The organism is Nonomuraea sp. CA-143628 (assembly GCF_050942315.1).
Classification (GTDB): Bacteria; Actinomycetota; Actinomycetes; order Streptosporangiales; family Streptosporangiaceae; genus Nonomuraea.
In genome coordinates this window covers 6,051,853-6,071,678 of record NZ_CP192072.1, presented here as the reverse complement: position 1 = coordinate 6,071,678, position 19,826 = coordinate 6,051,853, and the positions used below count along the sequence as shown (strand labels likewise).

At 68.9% G+C, this 19,826-nt stretch carries 12 protein-coding genes; 6 read left to right on the top strand and 6 right to left on the bottom strand.

Translation table 11 applies throughout. The features are described from left to right. Positions 1-144: 144 nt before the first annotated feature. The 3 genes from ACQP2T_RS27620 to ACQP2T_RS27610 are packed head-to-tail and all read right to left on the bottom strand — an operon-like array spanning position 145 to position 4,526. Positions 145-2,592: a glycoside hydrolase family 2 TIM barrel-domain containing protein gene (locus tag ACQP2T_RS27620; RefSeq protein WP_433518951.1), complete on the bottom strand. Its 2,448-nt coding sequence runs from the start codon at positions 2,590-2,592 to the stop codon at positions 145-147. After that, the gene (locus tag ACQP2T_RS27615; RefSeq protein WP_433518950.1) at positions 2,589-3,509 is read right to left on the bottom strand and encodes a nucleoside hydrolase; all 921 of its coding nucleotides are present in this window, start codon (positions 3,507-3,509) and stop codon (positions 2,589-2,591) included. Before ACQP2T_RS27615 ends, ACQP2T_RS27620 begins: the two co-directional genes overlap by 4 nt. A 9-nt stretch (positions 3,510-3,518) precedes the next feature. After that, complete coding sequence (locus tag ACQP2T_RS27610; RefSeq protein WP_433518949.1) at positions 3,519-4,526, bottom strand: LacI family DNA-binding transcriptional regulator; 1,008 nt, start codon at positions 4,524-4,526, stop codon at positions 3,519-3,521. 242 nt (positions 4,527-4,768) lie between these two features. On the opposite strand from ACQP2T_RS27610, the gene ACQP2T_RS27605 reads away from it, so the two are divergent. The 6 genes from ACQP2T_RS27605 to ACQP2T_RS27580 all read left to right on the top strand — a co-directional run bounded on the left by ACQP2T_RS27605 (position 4,769) and on the right by ACQP2T_RS27580 (position 14,827). Next, complete coding sequence (locus tag ACQP2T_RS27605) at positions 4,769-6,001, top strand: family 1 glycosylhydrolase (protein ID WP_433518948.1); 1,233 nt, start codon at positions 4,769-4,771, stop codon at positions 5,999-6,001. Positions 6,002-6,003: 2 nt separating this feature from the next. After that, positions 6,004-8,145 (top strand): hypothetical protein, encoded by a 2,142-nt coding sequence (locus ACQP2T_RS27600; protein ID WP_433518947.1) that lies wholly within the window; start codon positions 6,004-6,006, stop codon positions 8,143-8,145. Between the two features lie 151 nt (positions 8,146-8,296). Beyond that, positions 8,297-9,451, top strand: coding sequence for an ABC transporter substrate-binding protein (locus tag ACQP2T_RS27595; protein ID WP_433518946.1), 1,155 nt, complete (start codon positions 8,297-8,299; stop codon positions 9,449-9,451). After that, positions 9,448-10,380 (top strand): carbohydrate ABC transporter permease, encoded by a 933-nt coding sequence (locus tag ACQP2T_RS27590; protein ID WP_433518945.1) that lies wholly within the window; start codon positions 9,448-9,450, stop codon positions 10,378-10,380. The genes ACQP2T_RS27595 and ACQP2T_RS27590 overlap by 4 nt, the downstream gene beginning before the upstream one ends. Then, positions 10,377-11,240 (top strand): carbohydrate ABC transporter permease, encoded by an 864-nt coding sequence (locus tag ACQP2T_RS27585; RefSeq protein ID WP_433518944.1) that lies wholly within the window; start codon positions 10,377-10,379, stop codon positions 11,238-11,240. Before ACQP2T_RS27590 ends, ACQP2T_RS27585 begins: the two co-directional genes overlap by 4 nt. Positions 11,241-11,287: 47 nt before the next feature. Next, on the top strand, positions 11,288-14,827 hold the full coding sequence (locus tag ACQP2T_RS27580) for a protein kinase domain-containing protein (RefSeq protein ID WP_433518943.1): 3,540 nt from the start codon (positions 11,288-11,290) through the stop codon (positions 14,825-14,827). A 30-nt stretch (positions 14,828-14,857) separates the two neighbouring features. Here ACQP2T_RS27580 and ACQP2T_RS27575 read toward each other — a convergent pair whose 3' ends face one another. Genes ACQP2T_RS27575 through ACQP2T_RS27565 form a run of 3 tightly spaced genes read right to left on the bottom strand, consistent with a single transcriptional unit; the run spans position 14,858 to position 19,754 of the window. Then, positions 14,858-16,336 carry an MDR family MFS transporter gene (locus ACQP2T_RS27575; protein ID WP_433518942.1) on the bottom strand — a complete coding sequence of 493 codons (1,479 nt, stop codon included), beginning with the start codon at positions 16,334-16,336 and terminating at the stop codon, positions 14,858-14,860. Then, positions 16,333-17,934 carry an SMP-30/gluconolactonase/LRE family protein gene (locus ACQP2T_RS27570; RefSeq protein ID WP_433518941.1) on the bottom strand — a complete coding sequence of 534 codons (1,602 nt, stop codon included), beginning with the start codon at positions 17,932-17,934 and terminating at the stop codon, positions 16,333-16,335. The genes ACQP2T_RS27575 and ACQP2T_RS27570 overlap by 4 nt, the downstream gene beginning before the upstream one ends. Then, complete coding sequence (locus tag ACQP2T_RS27565; RefSeq protein ID WP_433518940.1) at positions 17,931-19,754, bottom strand: flavin-containing monooxygenase; 1,824 nt, start codon at positions 19,752-19,754, stop codon at positions 17,931-17,933. Before ACQP2T_RS27565 ends, ACQP2T_RS27570 begins: the two co-directional genes overlap by 4 nt. Positions 19,755-19,826: the final 72 nt, after the last annotated feature.

The following is a 19,826-nucleotide window of genomic DNA, read 5'->3' as shown; positions in this document are numbered from 1 at the left end:
GAACTGGCGGCCGCGTTTGGCCATGACACTCCCGTCTGGAGCGGTGTTAAACGTTTGACAAGTGGGGGCGTAAAACGTTTTACAGACTGTGACGCAGAACGTGACCCGCCCAGCACGGAGGGATGCAAGAGACGCCGGGTCGTATCAGTCGTGGTCACCGGTCCGGCTTTCGACCCTGACCAGCACCTCGACCGGGTCGCAGTCAGGGGCGACGGCGGTCAAGCGAATGCCGCCGGGTGCGGTCGGCTTCACCACGGCGAGCGCGCGGCCCTGGCAGGTGTGGTGCTCAGTCGCGTCGAACCGTTCCTTGTTCGACGGGTCGGCGCTGCCGAAGCCGAGCAGCCTTCCGCCGCCGGAGACCTCCACTCGTACGGGCCGGTCGGCCGCGGTGTGCACTGTCCCGGCCGAATCGACCAGGGTGAGGGTGATGTAGGCGAGGTCGCCGACGTCAGCCGTGATGACCGGTCGATCGGGTACGGCCCGCAGCGCGACGGGGCCGGTCGCGGTGCGCAGGAGGTCGCGGCCGGATTCGACGCCGTCGCGGTAGGCGATCGCGAGCAGTTCGCCCGGTTCATAGGTGATCTCGAACGCGGTGCGGAAGCGGTGTCGCTCGCCGACCGGCCCGCGTCCGAGGGAGCGGCCATTGAGCAGGAGTTCGACCTCGTCCGCGTCGCTGTACACCTCGACGGTGATCGGGGCGGTCTCGTGGCCTGGCCAGGTCCAACTCGCGATGGCGTCGCTCCAGGCCCAACGGCTGCTCATGACGGTCTTGCCATGGTGCCGCGGTCGCCGGACCGCGAGGTAGGGCTGGGAGCGCAGGCCGAAAACGATCTCCCGGTAGTAGGAGGCGGGAAGCCGGTGGCCGGTGATGTCGAGGTCGCCGCAACCGGCCAGCAAGTATGGATACGGCGCGATGAACGTCGGGCGTGGAGTGTCCGGCGTGGAGTACTGCGGCCTGCCGATCCCTACCTCGCCCAGATAATCCCAGCCGGTCCACGTGAAATCGCCGATGACATGGCTGTGCTGCTTGACCAGTCGCCAATTGTCGTCGATGCGGGGCGGGAAGGTCTCGGTGCCGAGAATGATCCGGTTCGGGAACAGCGTGCGGTCGGTCGCGTAGCGGATTTCCGAATAGTTCATCCCGGCCACGTCGAGCACGCTGTAGGACTCGGCGGTGCGGGTGGTCACCAACTCGGAGCCGGCGACGGCGTTCACGTCGAATCCGCTGTCGGCCAGCAGGGTGTTGATACCGGTGTCCTCGCCTGCCTTGGCTCGCAGGTCGGGCAGCAGGGCCAGCAGGTTGTTGATCGCGTTGGTGAGAAAGCGGGTGCCGTCCAGCGCACGAACCTTCTCGGCGAGCCTGCGGCCCCACATGGCCCCGGTGGCTGAGCCGGCTTCGGGGATCTCGTTGCCGAGGGAGTAGAGGACGACGCTGGGATGGTTGAAGTCCTTGGCCACCATCGCCTCGATATCGCGCTCCCACCATTCGGGGAAGTCGAGGCTGTAGTCGAACGGGCTCTTGCCCCAGGTCCACATGTCGAACGCCTCGTCCACCACCAGCATGCCGAGCCGGTCGCAGGCGTCGAGCATCGCGATGCTCATCGGATGGTGGGACATGCGGATCGCGTTGAAACCCGCGCCCTTGAGCAGCCGCACGCGGCGCTCCTCGGCCTGGGCGAACGTCGCCGCGCCCAGCGGGCCGTTGTCGTGGTGCACGCAGGCGCCGCGCAGCTTGACCGTCTCGCCGTTGATCCGCAACCCGTGCTCGGGGTCCAAGCGCAAGGACCGGATGCCGAAGGCGACCTTCACAGCGTCGATGTCCGACGTGCCCAAGTCCGGCACCACGCCGGTTATGGACACCGCGCACGTGTACAGCGCCGGCGAGTCCGGGCTCCACAGCGAGGGGTCGCGGACGTAGAGGCGCTGCCGTGCGATGGCCGGTTCGCGGGGCTGTACCGTGATCGGCGCGGTGTCGGAGGCGACGACGACTCCCGCGGCATCGCGGATCTCGGTGACCAGTTCGACGGTGCGGATGTCGATCGAGTCGTTCTCGATCGTGGTCGCGACCTCCACCACCGCACGTTCGGCATCGATGTCCGGCGTGGTGACGCGCACACCGTCCGGGCCGATGCGGACCACCTCGCCGACGAGCAGCCAGGTGTCGCGGTAGATGCCCGCGCCGGAGTACCAGCGCGAGTCCTGATGGGTGCGGCACTCCACCCGGACCTCGTTGTTCTCGCCGAACCGCAGGAACCGGCCGGCGTCGATGAAGAAGCGCGAGTATCCGTACGGACGCTGCCCGGCGTAGTTCCCGTTGACGAACACGGTGGAGTCCCGGTAGACGCCCTCGAACTCCAGCGTGATCCGCTTGCCCCGGAGCTCCTCGGGCGCGAAGAACGTCTTGCGGTACTCGTACGCGCCACCGGGGAAATAAGCGGTCGCCCCGTCCGCGGTGGCCTCACGGTCGCGGGTGATCATCGCGTCGTGAGGTACCGTCACCGGCTCGAACGGGACCGCGATTCCGGCCAGCTCGGCAAAGGGGTTGACCTTCGGACGGAACTGCCAGTTGTCGTTGAACGATGCGCGGATCACGTTGCCCCCTCGGGCGACAGGCTGGTCATGGCGGACTGGGCGTGCTCGCGGCCGAAGGCCCGGATCTTGGCGAACATGTCCTCCAGCAGGAAGCGCACGTCGACCTCCTCGCAGACCCGGATCGGGTGGTTCGAACCGGGCAGGTAGGAGCCGTCCGCGCCGAAGCGGGGAGCGGGCCTGACGCGCAGGTTGCCGCTCGCGGGGTAGAGCATCAGCGCGATGGCCGGAGAGTCGCCCAGTGAGCGGGATTCGATCGGCCCGGGGTGGTACGTCGCGTTCCACTCGTGCAGCTGCTTGATCAGGTAGCGGCCCAGCGGCCCGGCGTCACCGATCTTCTCCGCCAGTTCGGCGTAGCTCACCGAGACCTTGGTGTAGACGTCTCTGGGCACCTGCCACACGGTCATGCCGGAGCCGAACACCACGTTGGCGGCGTGTACGTCGTTGGAGAGGTTGAACTCGATCCGTGAGCCTTCGTCGTAGCCGCGGTATCCGGCGCCGCCGATCCAGATCACCACCAGCGGGCGTCGTACGAGGTCGGGGTCCAGCAGGATCGCCGAGGCCATGTCGGTCAGCGGCCCGAGGAAGGCCACATAGAGCGGGTCTTCCTCGCTCGCGAGCTTCGACTCCTCGATGATCAGCCGGGCGCCGGGGGAGTCCACGGCGGTGTGCTCGTCCGGCAGCGGCGTCGCCGCGCCGTTCGCGACAGCGACGGAGCCGGTCAGGCCGAGCAGATCCAGCAGGAGATCGATCTCCTCGCGAGACTCCTCCATGCTCCGCTGCGACCGCAAGCTGCCGAAATGTGCCGCAATCAGCCCGCGCATGTCCAAAGTCGGCGACAACAATCCATGGACGATGGCGAACTGGTCGTCCGCCTCGTTCTTGGCATCGCTATTGATGATCACTCTGCGTTGGCGCATCACATTCTCCTATTGCGTATCGGCAGGACGTGAACGGGGAGACGCGGTGGAGCGCCGGACGACCAGGCGGGGAATGACCGAGAAGTGCGCCGCCGCCGAGCGGCCTTCGATGCGCTCCAGCAGCAGCCGCCCGGCCGTCCGGCCCATGACGTCTCCGTCCTGGTTGACGGTGGTCAACGCGATGTGGGGATGGGCGGCCAGCCTGGTGTTGTCGTAGCCGGCCACGGAGACGTCACCCGGGACGGACAGGCCGGCCTCGTGCAGCGCGGCCAGGACACCCAGAGCCGCCTCGTCGGAACCGGCGAAGATCGCGGTGGGGCGCGGAGAGCGGCTCAGCAACTCGCGGGCGCCACGGTAGCCGCCCTCCTCGGAGTAGGAGGTCGCGGCGACGGCGATCTCGGCGGTGAACCCGTGATCACGCATCACACGTTCGTAGGTCTCGGCCCTGATGCGCGGCATCTGGTCGGCCGGGCGGCCGTGCTCCTGCTGGAAGGTGATGTGCGCGATGCGACGGTGGCCCAGCGCGATCAGGTGTTCCATGACGAGCTCGGAGCCGATCCGGTCGTCGTCGACGATCGAGTCGTACGCCGGCGAGCGGTCATGTCGGCCGAGCACCAGGGTGGGGATCTCGCGGGCCACCCGCTCCAGCTGGGCACGGCCGGCCAGTGGAGCGATCATGAGGATGCCGTCCACCTGCCGGTCCGTCAGAGCGTCCAGGGCACGTTTCTCGGTCTTGTCGCGGGTGCCGCCCTGGATCATGATCGCCTGGTAGCCGGACTCGGTGAGGTGCTCCACCAGGCCGGTCATGATCTCGGCGTAGAACGGGATCCCGATGTGCTGCATGAGCACGCCGATGGTGTACGCCCGTCCACGCAGCGCACGCGCGGCCGCCTGAGGGCGATAGCCCAGCTCGTCGATGGCCCGCTGGACGCGGTCGCGCATGGCCTCGCTGACCCCGTAGTCGTTGCGGATGACCTTGGAGACCGCCGCCTTGGAGACCCCGGCGTGTTCCGCCACGTCGGAAATGGTCACTCGTCGTCGTCGCTCAGGCGCGACCATGGACATCCCTTCTCGAACCGAGCCCTACCGAGAACGTAGACCGGTCTATGCAAGATAGCGGAAGATCGAAAGCACAACCGTCCTAGCTGGCAGTAGTGCCGTAGACCGGTACACGTTTTTTCCTTGACCTGCTCGCGACGCAGCGGCTACGTTGACTCGCATTCCGGGGCCGGCACCGACGGCCACCGTCGCACCGACACATGATCGAGAGACGCATGCACACCTTCCCCGACGGCTTCCTCTGGGGCGCGGCGACCGCACCGCACCAGGTCGAGGGCGACAACGTCAACAGCGACTTCTGGGCGCAGGAGGAGCGCATGCCAGGAGCGGATCGCAGCGGCGACGCCCTCGACAGCTACCACCGATACTCCGAGGACATCCGGCTCGTCGCGGAATCGGGCCTGAACACCTACCGCTTCGGCATCGAGTGGGCGCGCGTCGAGCCGGCCCCCGGGAGGGTGTCCCGCGCGGCGCTCGCGCACTACCGGCGCATGATCGACGCATGTCTCGCCGCGGGTGTCACCCCGTTCGTGACGATCCACCACTTCACCTCGCCGAGGTGGTTCGCCGAGGAGGGCGGCTGGCGCGGAGACCGGGCCGTGGACCGCTTCCGCGCCTACGTCGAGACGGCCACCTCGATCCTCGACGGCATCGAGTGGGTCTGCACCATCAACGAGCCCAACATGCTCGCGATCATGGTGCGCGAGGCGGAGGCGACGCTCGACCCCGACTCGGGTATGGAGTGGCTGAGCCCCACGCTGGAGGCGGACACGCCCCGACCGGCGAAGCCGGCTCCGCCGGTGGAGGTCGGACGCCGTCTCATCGAGGCCCACCACGCGGCCCGGGAGGTGCTGCGGGACCGCACGGACGCTCGGGTGGGCTGGTCGGTCGCGAGCCGCGCGTTCGAAACCCGCCCCGGTGCGGAGGAAGTGCGCCGGCAGTTGGAGTACGTCTGGGAGGACCTCTACCTCGAGGCGGCGCGTGACGACGACTTCATCGGGGTGCAGGCCTACTCGGCGCAGTGGGTGGGGCTGGACGGCATCGAACCGCACCCCGTGCGCCCGGACAACACTCTCGTGCGTACGGCGTATCGGCCCGACGCCCTCGGCATCGCCGTCCGGCACACCGCCGACGTGCTGCCCGGCGTCCCGATCGTCGTCACCGAGAACGGCATCGCGACCGGTGACGACTCCCGGCGCGTCGCCTACACGACCGGCGCGCTCACCGCGCTGGCCGAGGCGATGGAAGACGGCCTGGACGTGCGGGGATACATCCATTGGAGCCTGCTCGACAACTACGAGTGGGGCCACTGGGATCCGACGTTCGGCCTCGTCGCCGTCGACCGGGAGACCTTCGAGCGCCGGCCCAAGCCGAGCCTCGCGTGGCTGGGTGGCGTCGCCAAGTCCAACGCGCTCCAAGACGGCGGGACCTGACGATGCCCGAAGCAATCGACCGGCGCCGACTCGTGCGACGGCACAACCCCGTGCTGACGTCCGCGCACCCCGCCGACGTCCTCACGGTCGGCAACGGTGACATCGCGCTCACGGTCGACATCTCCGGACTGCAGACGTTCCCGTCCTTCCACGAGCTCGTCCCCGACCCGCACCGCGTCGTTCGCGATGGTCTGTCCGGTCTGCCCGAGCAGTACCCGCGCGTATTCGACGCCGACGACTTCCAGATCCCGCTGCGCACCCAGTCGACCTGGGGCTGGTACGAGACGCGCGCCGATCGGGAGCTCCGGCTGGAGGACGCGACCACCCTGTACGAGACCTCCCGCGGCCCGGTCCCCTACCTCGACCGCATGGGTCTGCAACGGGCCGGCGACCCCATCGCCGACGAGTTCGTCGCGGGCGCGTGGTACCACTTCAATCCCCGCCGCGCTCACCTCGGCCGCCTCGCCCTGGTCCGCCCCGACGGGACGGGGCTCGACGATCCGACCGCGTTGACCGACGCCCGTACCGAGCTCGACCTGTGGACGGGATCGGTCCGGGCCGAGTACGTCCTCGACGGCGAGCGCGTCCGCGTCACCACCGTCGCCGACCCACGGGATCACCGCTTCGCGGTGCGGGTCGAGTCCGGGCTTCTGCCGCGCGGATGGGGCGTCGCGTGGGTGTTCGACGAGCAGCCGGACGACCTGGCCGCCTTCGAACTCCCCCTCGCGCAAGAGACGGTCTGGGACCGGCGGTCGGAGTGCCACTGGAACGCGCGGCGCACGGTGGAAGCGCTGACCTACAGCGTAGACGTCCGCACCACTGGCAGCCTGCGGGAGGAAGCCGTCGCGCGCACAGACGCCACCGTTCTCGAAGTGGTGGTGACGCTGACACCGTCTCAACTCCGGCAGCAGGACAAGGACGGTTTCTCCGCCGTCAGCCAGTCAGCGGAGACCTGGTGGGCGGAGCACTGGAATACCGGTGCCGCGGTCAGTCTCGCCGGGAGCACGGACGCGCGCGCCCCAGAACTGGAACGTCGCATCGTCGTCTCGCAGTACCTCATGGCCGTCAACAGCGCCGGCGTCACGCCGGCCGCGGAGTCCGGTCTGACGTACAACACCTGGTCGGGGAAGTTCCACCTCGAGATGCACTGGTGGCATGCGGCGCACTTCCCGATGTGGGGCCGAGGGCGGTTGCTCGAGCGCGGCATGCGTTGGTATCACGGCGCCTTGGCGGCGGCGAAGGCGACCGCCCGCCGGCAGGGGTATCGCGGAGCCCGCTGGCCGAAGCAGACCGATCCGTCCGCGCGCGAGTCGCCGAGCAACATCGGTGTCTTCCTCCTGTGGCAGCAGCCGCACGTGATCTACCTGCTGGAGTTGCTGCGTGGCGAGGGGCGCGACGAGTCGTTCCTGCGTGCTCACTACCCGCTCGTCGAGGCGACCGCCGACTTCATGGCCGACTTCGCCGAGGAGCGCGACGGATCGTTCGGGCTGCCGCCCCCGCTCATCCCCGCGCAGGAGAGCTACCTCGTCGACCGGGCGACGACCACCGATCCGACGTTCGAGCTGGCGTACTGGTCGTGGGCGCTCGGCGTGGCGAACGAGTGGCGAACTCGGCTCGGTCTCGAACCGAGCGAGGAGTGGGACCGGGTGGCGCGGAACATGAGTCGGCCCGCGTTACTGCCCGACGGCACATACGCCGCGATCGCCACTCCCCCAATGCTCATCCGCAAGGACCACCCGTCCATGCTCATGGCGTTGGGGTGGCTACCGGATACCGGACTCGTGGACCCGGCCACGATGTCGGCGACGCTCGACTCCGTTTGGGAGCACTGGGACCTGCGGTCCAGCTGGGGTTGGGACTACCCCGTCATGGCGATGACCGCGGCCCGCCTCGGTGACGTAGGCCGTGCGATCGACGCCCTCCTGCTCCCGTCGCCCAAGAACGTGTTCCTGCCCAACGGACACAATCCACAAATGCCGGGATTTCTCACGATTTATCTGCCGGCGAATGGCGGACTGCTGGCCGCCATGGCGCACATCGCCACAGCGGTCGACCAAGGGGCAGAGCTTCCCGACGGCTGGTTGATCACCTCAGAAGGGCTGGGCGCGCTCCCCCGCCCGAGCGCCTTGTCCACCCCTGAGTAGCTCCTCACGTACACGAAAGAGGCGAGCGAGGATTATGGGTACAAACTCCACAACACGCCGCGCCATCATCGCGGCCGGATCATTGGCGATTGCCCTGACCGCCTGTTCGTCGTCCGGCAAATCCGCCACCGGGGACGTCGGACTGACCTTCATGAACCAGTCGCGCGGACAAGAGGCCGCGCTCACCCAACTGGCGAAGCAGTACACCGCGAAGACCGGCGTCAAGATCACCATTGACACGCCTGGCCCGGTCGACTACCTGCCCAAGCTCCAGGCGAAGGCGCAGTCCCGATCCATGCCCGACATCTATTCGTCGTTCGACGCGACCCAGATGGCGCCCTTCTACAAGGCCGGCTGGGCGATGGACCTTTCCGCCCAGCTGAATGCCGGGTGGAGCAAGAACTTCAGCCCTGCCGTGCTCAAGATGTCGACGTTCCAGGAAGGCAACAACCTCGGGGTCAAGCCCGGCGTCTACGCGGTGCACTGGGAGACGCAAACATACGGCCTCCTCATCAACCCGGCGCTGACCGGAATGTCGGCGAAAAAGCCGCCCGCGACGACGGCAGCGTTCATCGATGCGCTCGCCGCCTCGGACGGAGGCAAATTCTCCATCGCGGCCTCGCAGACACCGAACTTCATTCAGGCCGTCGCCTCGAACTGGCTGACGGACGCCGAGATCGAAGCAACCCTCAACGGGAAATCAACCTGGAAACAGGACGGCTGGCGCAACGCCTTCCAATTCCTGGTCGACCTGAAGAAGGCCGGCGTCATCGCGAACAACTCCATTCCCGGCGGTCAGGACGACCACCCGAACGTGGAGTCGTCCTTCTTCACCAAGAAGATGGGCGCGATCTTCGACGCCGCTCCCGGTGTCTCGGTGGGCCTGAGGACGAACCCGGAGTTCGAGGACTACTTCTCCGCCGGGCTGCCCAAGGCTCCCGGAAGCGTCCACGAGCCGCGCTCGCCGGGTGTCCCCGGGAAGGGCGCGGTGATCAACCCGAGGGGCGACCATTCTGAGCAGGCGCTCGCGTTCGTGAAGTGGCTGACCGAGCCCGCGCAGCAGGCGGTGTTCGCCAAGGTCGCCCGCATCCTGCCCAGCAACCCGGAGCTCCTCGCCGGCGCGGACATCCCCGGCCAGCTCGCGGGCTTCGCCGCCGGTGTGAAGGGCATGCAGGTCATGTCGACGACCTTCAAGCCTGACGTGATCACCGCGATCAGGGCGGAGTCTCAGCGCCTGGTGCTGGGCGAGACGACGGTGGACGACGTACTCGCCAAGATCCAGGCGGCGCAGGACCGCACGTCATGACGACGTCGCGACTCGCGGTTCCCGTGGGGCGGCCAAGGCCGCCCCACGGGAGGCGCGCCCTCCGGCGCAACCTGATCGGCTGGTTGTTCCTCGCTCCGGCCATCGCGCTCATCGGGATCTTCACGATCACGCCGTTCGCGCAGGCGATCCTGCTGAGCTTCCAGTCATGGGACGGCGTCAGCCCCGACACCCCGTGGGTGGGGCTGGCCAACTACGACTTCGTCGCGTCCGACCCGATCTTCTGGGCGTCCATGCGCAACGTCGTCTTCTTCGGTGTCGTCGGTTTCTTCCTCGGCAACGGAATCGCCCTGATCATGGCGCTGGCCGTCAACAGCGTCGCCCGCGGCAAGACGTTCTTCCGCACCGTCTTCTACTTGCCGGGCGTGTTGTCGGTGGTGGTCGTCGGCCTGCTGTTCTCGTTCATCCTGGCCCCTGGGTCCGGCATCCTCAATCGGCTCCTGGGCCTGGTGGGTCTGGGCGCGCTCCAGCAGAACTGGCTCGGCGAGCCGGCCGTCGCGCTGCCCGTCGTGGCGGCGGTGTTCGTCTGGTTTCACTGGGGGTTCGGCTTCCTGCTCTTCCTCGCGGGGCTGCAGGACGTGCCGAAGGAACTGTACGAGGCCGCCGACCTCGACGGCGCGAACCGCTGGTCGAAGTTCCGGTACATCACCTGGCCACAGCTGGCACCGGTCACATCGATCGTGAGCCTGCTGACCCTGCTCGCCGCCCTCCAGATCTTCGGGACCGTACAGGTGCTGACCAACGGCGGACCGGGCCAGCACACGATGGTGCCGACCCTCGCGATCTACAACGAGGCGTTCGTCAACTGGCGTTACGGCAGCGCCGCCGCCATGTCGGTCATCTTCGGCGGCGCCCTCGTGCTGCTGTCGGTGCTCCAGCTCACCATCACCAGGCGGAGGTCCCGCGTATGAGCGCCCAGATGACGGAAAGGGCCACAGGCAGGACTCGACAAGGGGTACGCCTGGACAAGGTCGGTCTGTACGGACTGCTGGGCGTCGCCGCACTGATCGCGCTGTTCCCCCTGCTGTGGATGCTGTCCGGATCACTGCAGAGCCTCACGGAGCTGCTCTCGAACGACAGCTTCCTGCCTGCCGACCCGCAGTGGGGCAACTACGTGACCGCGTGGGTCCAGGGCGAGCTCGGCGTCTACCTGCGCAACAGCGTGATCTACACGGGATCCGCCGTCCTCGGCATCGTGCTGGTGTCCAGCCTCGCCGGGTACGCGCTCGCGCGACTCGACTTCGCGGGCAAGGGCGTGTTCACGTTCGTCATCCTCGCCGTGATGATCATCCCCGCGCCCGCCATGTTCCTGGCGCAGTACAAACTGCTCATCTCACTCGGCCTGACGAACAATCCCGTGGGCTACGTACTGGTCCTGATCACTTCGGGCCTCCCGATGTCGACGCTCATCATGCGCAGCTTCTTCGTCAGCCAGCCCCGCGCGCTGGAGGAGGCGGCCGGGCTGGACGGTGCCGGTCCGCTGCGCGTCTTCTGGCACGTGATCCTCCCGCTGGCCCGGCCCGGCCTCGCCGCCGTGGCGGTCATCCAGGGGTTGGGAGCGTGGAACGAGTACCTCATGGCGCTCGTCCTGTTCGACGACAACTCCCTCATGCCCGTCCAGCGCGGTCTGACCGCCTTCACCTCCGCCGAGACGCCACAGCAGCAGATCCTCCTGGCCGCCACGACCATCTCGATCGTGCCGGTGGTGATCTTCTATCTGATGGCGCAGCGTCACATCGTGAAGGGCATTGGCGCGGGCGCGATCAAGTAACCCCGGCCGGCGGGAACCTTGCCGGCCGGTCGGGCATCTAACACGCCGTGGAAGCACTGATCGCGGGAGATCCGGAGCACATCGGGGACTACTGGCTCGCGGGCCGGCTCGGCTCCGGAGGCCAAGGCGTGGTGTACGACGCCTACGACCGTGACGGGCGCAGGGTCGCGCTCAAAGTGCTCCACTCGGCCAGCGACGAGGGCCGCGACCGGTTCGCCAAGGAGGCGACGGCCGCCGGCCGGGTGGCCTCGTTCTGCACGGCCAGGGTGCTGGCCGCGGACATGTCGGGCAGCAAGCCGTACATCGTCAGCGAGTATGTGCCGGGGCCGAGCCTGCGACAGGCGGTCAACCAGGGGCGCAGGTTCACCGGGGACGACCTGCACAGGCTGGCCACCGCGATCGCCACCGCATTGACCACGGTGCACGACGCGGGCGTGATCCACCGAGACCTCAAGCCGGACAACGTGCTGCTCAGCCCCGACGGTCCGCGGGTGATCGACTTCGGCATCGCGCGGACCTTGGATATGTCGCTGACCAAGACCGGCGAGGTGTCCGGTACGCCCACCTACATGGCGCCTGAGGTGTTCACCGGGCAGCGGGCGGGCGCGCCCGCCGACGTTTTCGCCTGGGGTGCGATCATGGTGTTCGCCGCCACGGGCGAGGACCCGTTCAAAGCGGACAACCTGGGCGGGGTCATGCACCGGGTGCTGTCGGCGCGGCCCGACCTGAGTGGGCTGCCGCCGCGACTGACCCCGCTGGTGGCCGCCGCGCTGGAGAAGGACCCTTCGGCCCGGCCCTCGGCCCGCGACCTGCTCCTCGCGCTGGTCAGCGGCGACGGCTCGGACATGCGCGGGCTGCTGACCGCGGGCAGCCATGCGGCCAGTGGCGTGCACGTGCCCGGCACCGCCGATCCGGCGCTCGGCACGATCGCCGAGGACGCCTACGGCGCGCTCGCTCCCGAGGTACGGGAGCTGGCCGCCGAGGTCTTCCTCCGTATGGTGTCCGTCACCGACGACGGGCACGAGAGCGTCCGCTGGGTGCTGAAGGACGAACTGTTCGCCGGCCGCTCGGAGCAGGAGGTCCAGGCCATCGAGCAGATTCTGCGGGCCTTCTCCTACCTGGTGACGCAGAAGGACGACGCGGTCGCGCTGTCGCATCCCGCCCTGCTGCGTGCCTGGCCGCGGCTGCGGACGTGGGTGGACGGCGACCGTGACGGCCTTGCCGTACTGGGTCAGATCAGTAACGCGGCGCGCCAGTGGGCCGAGAACGGGCGCAAGGACGGCGACCTGCTGCGGGGCAGCAACCTGGACCACGCGCTGACCTGGGCGGCCACCGGGCGCAGACACGTCACGCTGACCCCGCGCGAGCGCGACTTCCTTGCCGCGGGCACGGAGCTGACCAGGAAGAACATCCGCCGCAGACGGATGACCACGGTGGCGCTGGGCGTACTGCTGGCGGTGGCGGTGGCCGCGGGAAGTATCGCGGTGGTGCAGGGCAGGCAGGTCGCCGAGCAGAGCCGCTTGGTCGCCCAGCAGCGCGACCAGGCCATAGGACGGCAGGTCGCGACCGAGGCCGACAAGCTGCGCACCACCGACCCGGCCAAGGCGATGCTGCTCAGCGTGGCCGGCTGGCGATTGGCCTCAGGCCCCGACACCAGGAAGAGCCTGATGACCTCACTGACGATGCCGGAGAGCATGGCCTTCCGCGACCCGGGCGCCAAAGGCGTCTCCGCGGCCGCGGCGGCGGCCGACGGGCGCATGCGGGTCATCGCCGGCGAGGACGGGGTACGGGTCTACGACATCCCTTCGCGGCGGCAGACGACCTTCTGGAAGTGGCCGAGCGGATTCGCCGCACTGCCGTCGGCGGCCGCCCTCAGCCCGAGCGGCGGGACACTGGTGATCGCCAGCCGGGACACGGTGTATTCCTGGGACACCATGACGGGCAAGAAGTTGCACGAGCACCGCGTGGCAGCGGCCGGCGTGGACGTCGTCTTCGACGCGCATGAGAGCCTCGTCGCGGTGATGCGCGAGACCACTCTGGAGTTCCTGTGGGACACCCGGACGGGCAGGTCCTACGCTCCGAAGCTGGAGGCCGACTCCGGCCCGGCCATCGCGCCCTCCGGCGCCTACATCGCGGGGATCGGCATCAACCAGGGCGGGCTGAAGGTGATCCGTCTGCCCGACCTCACCGTGGACACCCGGATGCCGAAGAAATGCGGCACCGCCGCGACGTTCACGGCGGACAGCCGGCGGCTGCTGTGCGCCAACGGCGACATCGTGGCCTGGGATCTGCGCACAGCCAGGAAACTGCCCGACGAGGATCGGCCGTTCTGGCAGGAGTCGGCCTCGGACGACTTCTCGCCCACGTCTCTGCGGATCAGCCGGGACGGCAGCAGGCTGCTGGGTGTCGAGGGCAGGACGATCCACCTGTGGGACGCCGAGAAAGGCGATGACCTCTACACCTACGTGGCGGAGGGCGAGCCGGACGAGGCCTGGCCGGACCCTGACGGCAAGACCATCCGATATCTGCTCGAAAGCTCGATCATCACTCTCGGCATCGGCTCCCGTGTCTCTCGCGGCAGGCTGCCGAGCGGATACGAGGTCGGCGGGTTCAGCCAGGACGGCCGGTTGATCGCCGCCGAGAAAGACGACGCGCCCACACGCGTCTGGGACACGCGCCGCCTGGGCGTGCCGTTGGCCGGCAGTGAGGGCACCACCAATTCGCTGTTCGATCCGGCGGGCAAGAGGCTGGCCGCCACCGGCGAGGGCTCGGGGGTCTCCGTCTGGGATGTGGCCACGGGCAGGCGGCTCTGGCACTATCCCGTTCCCAGGGAGCGGTCCGTCAATTCGACGGCGTTCACTCCCGATGGCGGCAAGCTGGTGCTGTCGCTCGCGGAGATGAGCCAGCGGGACGCCGGAAACGAGCTGATCGTCCTGGCCGCCGGCAGCGGCCGCGTGCTCACCCGGCACAAGCTCGACACCGGCACGGGGATCGTCGCCTCGACCCGCGACGGCACGGCCATGGTGACCACCACCGGCAGGGTGCTCGACCTGGACACCGGCAAGCTCGTCGGCAGCGGGTTCAACCGGGCGGGCAACACCATCGCCGTCAGCCCCACAGCGCCGCTCCTGGCCCTCGGCGCAGGCACGATCGAGCTGTGGGACAGCGCGAAGGGCGCCGAACTGACGCCCGCCCTGCGCGTGGCGAGCAACGCCGAGATCGAAGCCGTGCTGTTCAGCCATGACGGCACACTCCTGGCCGCGATCAGCAGGTCCATCGGTGAGACCTTCGATGACGTCTACACCGCGCAGGTCTGGGACGTCGCCTCACGGCAGCGGCTCGGCTCGTTCCCCATCGACATCTTCGACCGGCTGGCGTTCAGCGCCGACGACGGCATGCTGTACGTCTCGGGCAACCACTCGGGCACCATCGCCCAGATACCGGTCGCCGGGGACCGCGTCGCCGAGCTCGTATGCGGACGGGCGGGTCGCACGCTGAGCCGCCCAGAGTGGAACCAGTATCTGGCAGGTGCGCCCTATCGCGACATCTGCCCGCTGCTGACGTCCAAGGGCTCGGGGAACGACTAGCCAGGAGGCTCCAGGCCCGCTCACGCTTGGTCATTTCCGGCTTTTCACGACAGCCGTGGTCTCAGCCGGTGGCTTGCGCCCGTCCACGTTCGTGCGCAGGGTGATCGGCTTGAGCAGCAGCGCGGCGACCACACCGACGACGGCGACGGCGGCCGAGATGAGGAAGACGTGTCCGGTGGCGTCACCGTAAGCGGTGGCCGCTGGCACCCCGCCGGCCGTGCCGGTGCCGACCTGGCGGGCCAGGACCGCGCCGAGCACGGCGACGCCGACGGTGCCGCCGAGGGAGCGGAAGAACACGACGGTGGCGCTGGCGGCGCCGATGTCGGTCAGCGCGACGGCGTTCTGCACGACGAGGACGAAGTTCTGCAGGGTCAGGCCGACGCCGGCGCCGACGAGCACCATCGCGAACCCGATGAGCGGCATCGGCGTTTGCTGGTCGAGCAGGCCGAGGATCACGAATCCGGCGGTAAGAGCGATGGTTCCGGTGATGAGGAACGGCTTGAGCTTTCCGGTACGGGTGACCAGCCGGCCGCCGGTGATCGAGGAGATCAGGATGCCGGCCATCATCGGGATGGTGAGCAGGCCGGCCTCGGTGGGGGTGTGGCCGCGGCTGATCTGGAAGTACTGGGTGAGGAAGACGGTCGCGCCGTACATGGCGGTGCCGGCGGCGAGGCTGCCGAGGATCGCGAGGGCGGTGGCGCGTTGCCGGATGACACGCAGCGGCACGATGGGCTCGGAGACCCGGGATTCCACCCAGAGCGCGACGCCGAGCAGCAGTATCGAGCCACCGACCATGGCGGCGGTCTGCCAGGAGGCCCAGGCGAAGGCGTCGCCGACGAAGGAGACCCAGATCAGCAGGAGGCTGACGCCCGCGGTGATGAGCGTGGCGCCCCAGTAGTCGATCTTCACGTTGTCGCGGCGGTAGATCGGCAGTCGCAGGGTCAGCTGCAGGATGACCAGCGCGACGATCGCGACGGGGATGCCGACGAAGAAGCACCAGCGCCAGCCCAGCCACGAGGTGTCGACGATGAAACCGCCCAGCAGCGGGCCGCCGATGGTGGAGATCGAGGTGACGCTGGACAGGTATCCGGCGTAGCGGCCGCGTTCCCGGGGTGACACCAGCGCGCCGATCGCGATGTTGACCAGGGTCTGCACCGCGCCGACGCCGACGCCCTGCAGGGCGCGGGCGGCGATCAGTTGCCCGGCGTTCTGGGAGAGGCCGGCGGCGATCGAGCCGGCGATGAAGATCAGGACGGCGATCTGGATCAGTGTCCGCTTGGAGAACAGGTCGGCGAGCTTACCGAAGATCGGGGTGGCGACGGTGGCGGCCAGCAGGGTGGCGGTCACCACCCAGGTGTACTGGGTGGGGGAACCACGCAGTACACCGAGCATGCGCGGCAGCGCGGTGGAGACCACGGTGCTGGCCAGCGTCGAGACGAACAGGGCGAGGAGCAGTCCGCTGAGCGCTTCGAGGATCTGCCGGTGGGTCCTGTCAGGGGTGGAGCTCATAGTGCGCTCTCTTCGGGGTGCATGCGCAGAACGCTGCCGTCACCGTTCGCGGCGATGATCAGCGAGCCGTCCGCCGTGGCCGCGATCCCGGCGAACGGTCGCGGCATTCCGGGCAGGCCGGGCGGGATGAACAGATCGGGTTCGGGACGGGTCAGGCCGGCCGCGGACGCGACCGGAAGAGAGTCGGCCTCGATCTCGACGTCGCCGGTGGCGAGGTCGATGGCGAGCAGCCGGCGGTGGGTGGTCTCGACGACGTACGCGGTGCCGCCACTGACGGTGATGCCTTGCGGGGTGCCGAGCCCGTCGGCGAGCAGCCGGGGTACGCCGTCCTCGACCCGGTACACCGCCGCGAGCTGCTCGTCACTGACGTAGCAGCGCTGGTCGGCGTCGACGGCCACGCCGACCGGGCGGCCGAGGCCCTCGACCAGCACACTGACCTGGTCGTCGTGGTCGATCGCGACGACGCGGCCGGCGCCGGATTCGGCGACCACCAGGGTGCCGTCGGCGCGCACGGCGATGCCCAGCGGACGGTTCAGGCCGGAGGCCCGGGTGCGCACGGTGCCGGAGCGCCGGTCGTAGGTGCGTACGTGCCCGTACTGGGAGGTGGTGTGGAGCAGGTCACCGTCGGCGGCGACGCCGTGCACGAAGTTCAGCAGCTGGGTGGTGGTGACGTCTTCGCCCGCTTGGTCGGCTTCGCCCTGTTGGTCGGCTTCGCCCTGTTGGTCGGCGGGCTGGATGAGGCGGTAGTGGTCGGCCACGTGGATGCCGCCGCCCAGATCGATCGTCACCCCGAAGGGGCCGCCGAGGCCGCGGGGCACGATCTGGCGAGTACGTCCGTCGGCCGCGAGCTCGGCGACACCGCCGTGGGCGTAGCTGGAGACGAACATCCGGTTGTCGGCGTCGAAGGCGGCGTTGTCCAGGGCGTTGAGCTCGCTGACGATGGCGGACCGGTCACCGGTGCCGGCCAGGTCGACGCGCGTGACGATCCCGCTCGCGCCGCGGGAGAGGACCAGCAGGGCGCCACCACGATCGAAGCGCACGGCGACCGGATCCGGGACGTCCGCGGCCACCAGTTCCGGCTCGCCACCGTCGAGCGGGATGCGGAACACCTCACCGGTGAGCATGTGGGGGTAGTAGAGCCGCCCGTCCGGGCCGAGTTGCATGGCGTTGCCCATGGCCAGGCCCGCCGTGAGCACTGTGGGCGCGTCACCGGCCGGGGACAGCTCCAGCAGGCGTCCACCCGGGATCATCTCGTTGGCGAACACCCGCGTGCCGACGCAGGCGATGCCGTTTGGTGCGGTGATCTCGTCGGTGACCAGCGTGAAGCCGCCGGCCGGGTCACGTCGCCACACCCGGCCCGGGACCAGGTCGGTCACGTACATCGCGCCGTCGGCGTCGAAGGCGAGGTCGTCGGGGGCGTGCAGGGGCCCGTCCGATGGCACGACCACCTCGACGTCGCCGGTGGCCAGGTCGACGGCGCTGATCCGGCCGGCGAGGAACTGGGCCACGTACAGGCGTCCGTCGGGTCCGAAGGCCATGCCGTTCGATCCCCACAGCGGGCGCGCCTGGATCAGCCGCTCGACTTCGCGGCGGTTCATCGGTTGCCCGCCAGCACTTCGTCCATGCCGCCCTCGGTGCGCCAGCGGCGCAGCAGGTCGTGGAAGGCGACGGGACCGGGCCCGTACGTCTGGCTGACCGGGCGTGGTTTGCCTTCGTTGTTGTAGTAGCCCGGCGTGCATTCGGCCTGGAACGCCCTGTTGTCCGGTGCCAGCTCCCGGATGGTGGCGACCCACGCGTCCTCGGCATCACTGGTCGGCTCGACCGACGCGATGCCACGCCGGCGGGCCTCGGCGACCACGGCGCCGATGTGGGTGGCCTGCTCCTGCAGGATGTGTACGAAGTTGACCGCGGAGGAGTTCTGCAGTGAGCCCAGGTGGAACAGGTTCGGGAAGCCGTGGCTGTAGAAGCCGTGCAGCGTGCGAGGACCCTGCCGCCGCCAGGTGTCGAGCAGGGCCGCGCCGTCCCGGCCGTATACCGGCAGGGCGCCGGAGACGATGCCGGAGAGGCCGACCTCGAAGCCGGTGGCGAAGATGACGCAGTCGACCTCGTACTCCCGCTCGCCGACCACGACCGCCGACTCCGTCATCGCGGTGATGCCGCCGTGGTCGGCGGTGTCGACCAGGGTGACATTGGGCCGGTTGAACGTCTGCAGGTAGTGGTCGCTAAAGGTGGGCCGCTTGCACATGTAGCGGTACCAGGGCTTGAGCAGTTCCGCGGTGGCCGGGTCGCCGACGATCTCGTCGACGCGGGCGCGGATCTGGTTCATCTTCTGGAAGTCGGCGATCTCGTCGAGGTACTCGCGTCGCTCGGGTGACAGGTCGGTGTCGACGGTGCCGGCCATCAGGTGACGTTGCAGCCGTGCGGTGCTGGTCCAGCCGTCGTCGATCAGGTCCCGTTCGACGGGCCCGCCGGTGACGACGGTGAGGAAGTTCTTCATCCGTTCCCGCTGCCAGCCGGGTTTGAGCGAAGCGGCCCAGGCCGGGTCGGTGGGGCGGTTGTCGCGCACGTCGACCGACGAGGGGGTGCGCTGGAAGACGTACAGGTGCTGCGAGTCGCGCCCCAGGTGCGGGATGACCTGGATCCCGGTGGCGCCGGTGCCCACCACCGCGACGCGCTTGTCGGCGAGCGTGTGCAGGCCGCCGTTCTGGTCGCCGCCGGTGTAGCCGTAATCCCAGCGGCTGGTGTGGAAGGTGTGCCCGCGGAACGTCTCGATGCCGGGGATGCCGGGCAGTTTCGGCTGGACCAGGGTGCCGGCGGACATCACGACATAGCGGGCCCGGAAGTCGTCGCCACGGTCGGTGCTCACCTGCCATTCGGCCGCGGCGTCGTCCCAGCGCAGCTGCGTGACGCGGGTGTGGAACAGCGTGTCGCGGTACAGGTCGTAGAGTTCGGCGATCGCGACGGCGTGCCGGCGGATCTCCTCGCCGGGTGCGTATCGCATGGTGGGCAGGTAGCCGGCCTCTTCGAGCAGTGGCAGGTAGATCGATGATTCGATGTCGCAGTGGATGCCCGGGTAGCGGTTCCAGTACCAGGTGCCGCCGAAGTCGCCGGCCTCGTCGAGCATCCGGATGTCGTCCACGCCGGCCTCACGGAGCTTGGCCCCGGTGAGCAGCCCGCCGAAGCCGCCACCCACCACCAGCGCCTCGACTCGGTCGCGGACCGGTTCCCGCTCGGCGCGTTGGGTGTACGGGTCGGCGGCGTAGTAGCCGAACTTGCCGCGGGCGCCCTGATACTGGGCGTTGCCGTCGGGCCGCAGTCGGCGATCGCGTTCGTGGCGGTACCTGGCGCGCAGCACGTCCGGGTCGAAGCCCAGTTCCGCGACGGTGAAGTGTGCAGGCGGCGTCGAAGAGTGGTCCATGCATGCCCTTCCGATTCGGGAGCCGCCGAGTCATCGCCGCGCCCGGGGAAACGGCACAGGGAATCGTCTGGC

Excerpts from the sequence above, each read along its gene's own strand:
- ACQP2T_RS27615 (WP_433518950.1), bottom strand. The coding sequence starts at position 3,509 with ATGCGCCAACGCAGAGTGATCATCAATAGCGATGCCAAGAACGAGGCG.
- ACQP2T_RS27605 (WP_433518948.1), top strand. The coding sequence starts at position 4,769 with ATGATCGAGAGACGCATGCACACCTTCCCCGACGGCTTCCTCTGGGGC.
- ACQP2T_RS27600 (WP_433518947.1), top strand. The coding sequence starts at position 6,004 with ATGCCCGAAGCAATCGACCGGCGCCGACTCGTGCGACGGCACAACCCC.
- ACQP2T_RS27595 (WP_433518946.1), top strand. The coding sequence starts at position 8,297 with ATGAACCAGTCGCGCGGACAAGAGGCCGCGCTCACCCAACTGGCGAAG.
- ACQP2T_RS27590 (WP_433518945.1), top strand. The coding sequence starts at position 9,448 with ATGACGACGTCGCGACTCGCGGTTCCCGTGGGGCGGCCAAGGCCGCCC.
- ACQP2T_RS27585 (WP_433518944.1), top strand. The coding sequence starts at position 10,377 with ATGAGCGCCCAGATGACGGAAAGGGCCACAGGCAGGACTCGACAAGGG.
- ACQP2T_RS27575 (WP_433518942.1), bottom strand. The coding sequence starts at position 16,336 with ATGAGCTCCACCCCTGACAGGACCCACCGGCAGATCCTCGAAGCGCTC.
- ACQP2T_RS27570 (WP_433518941.1), bottom strand. The coding sequence starts at position 17,934 with ATGAACCGCCGCGAAGTCGAGCGGCTGATCCAGGCGCGCCCGCTGTGG.
- ACQP2T_RS27565 (WP_433518940.1), bottom strand. The coding sequence starts at position 19,754 with ATGGACCACTCTTCGACGCCGCCTGCACACTTCACCGTCGCGGAACTG.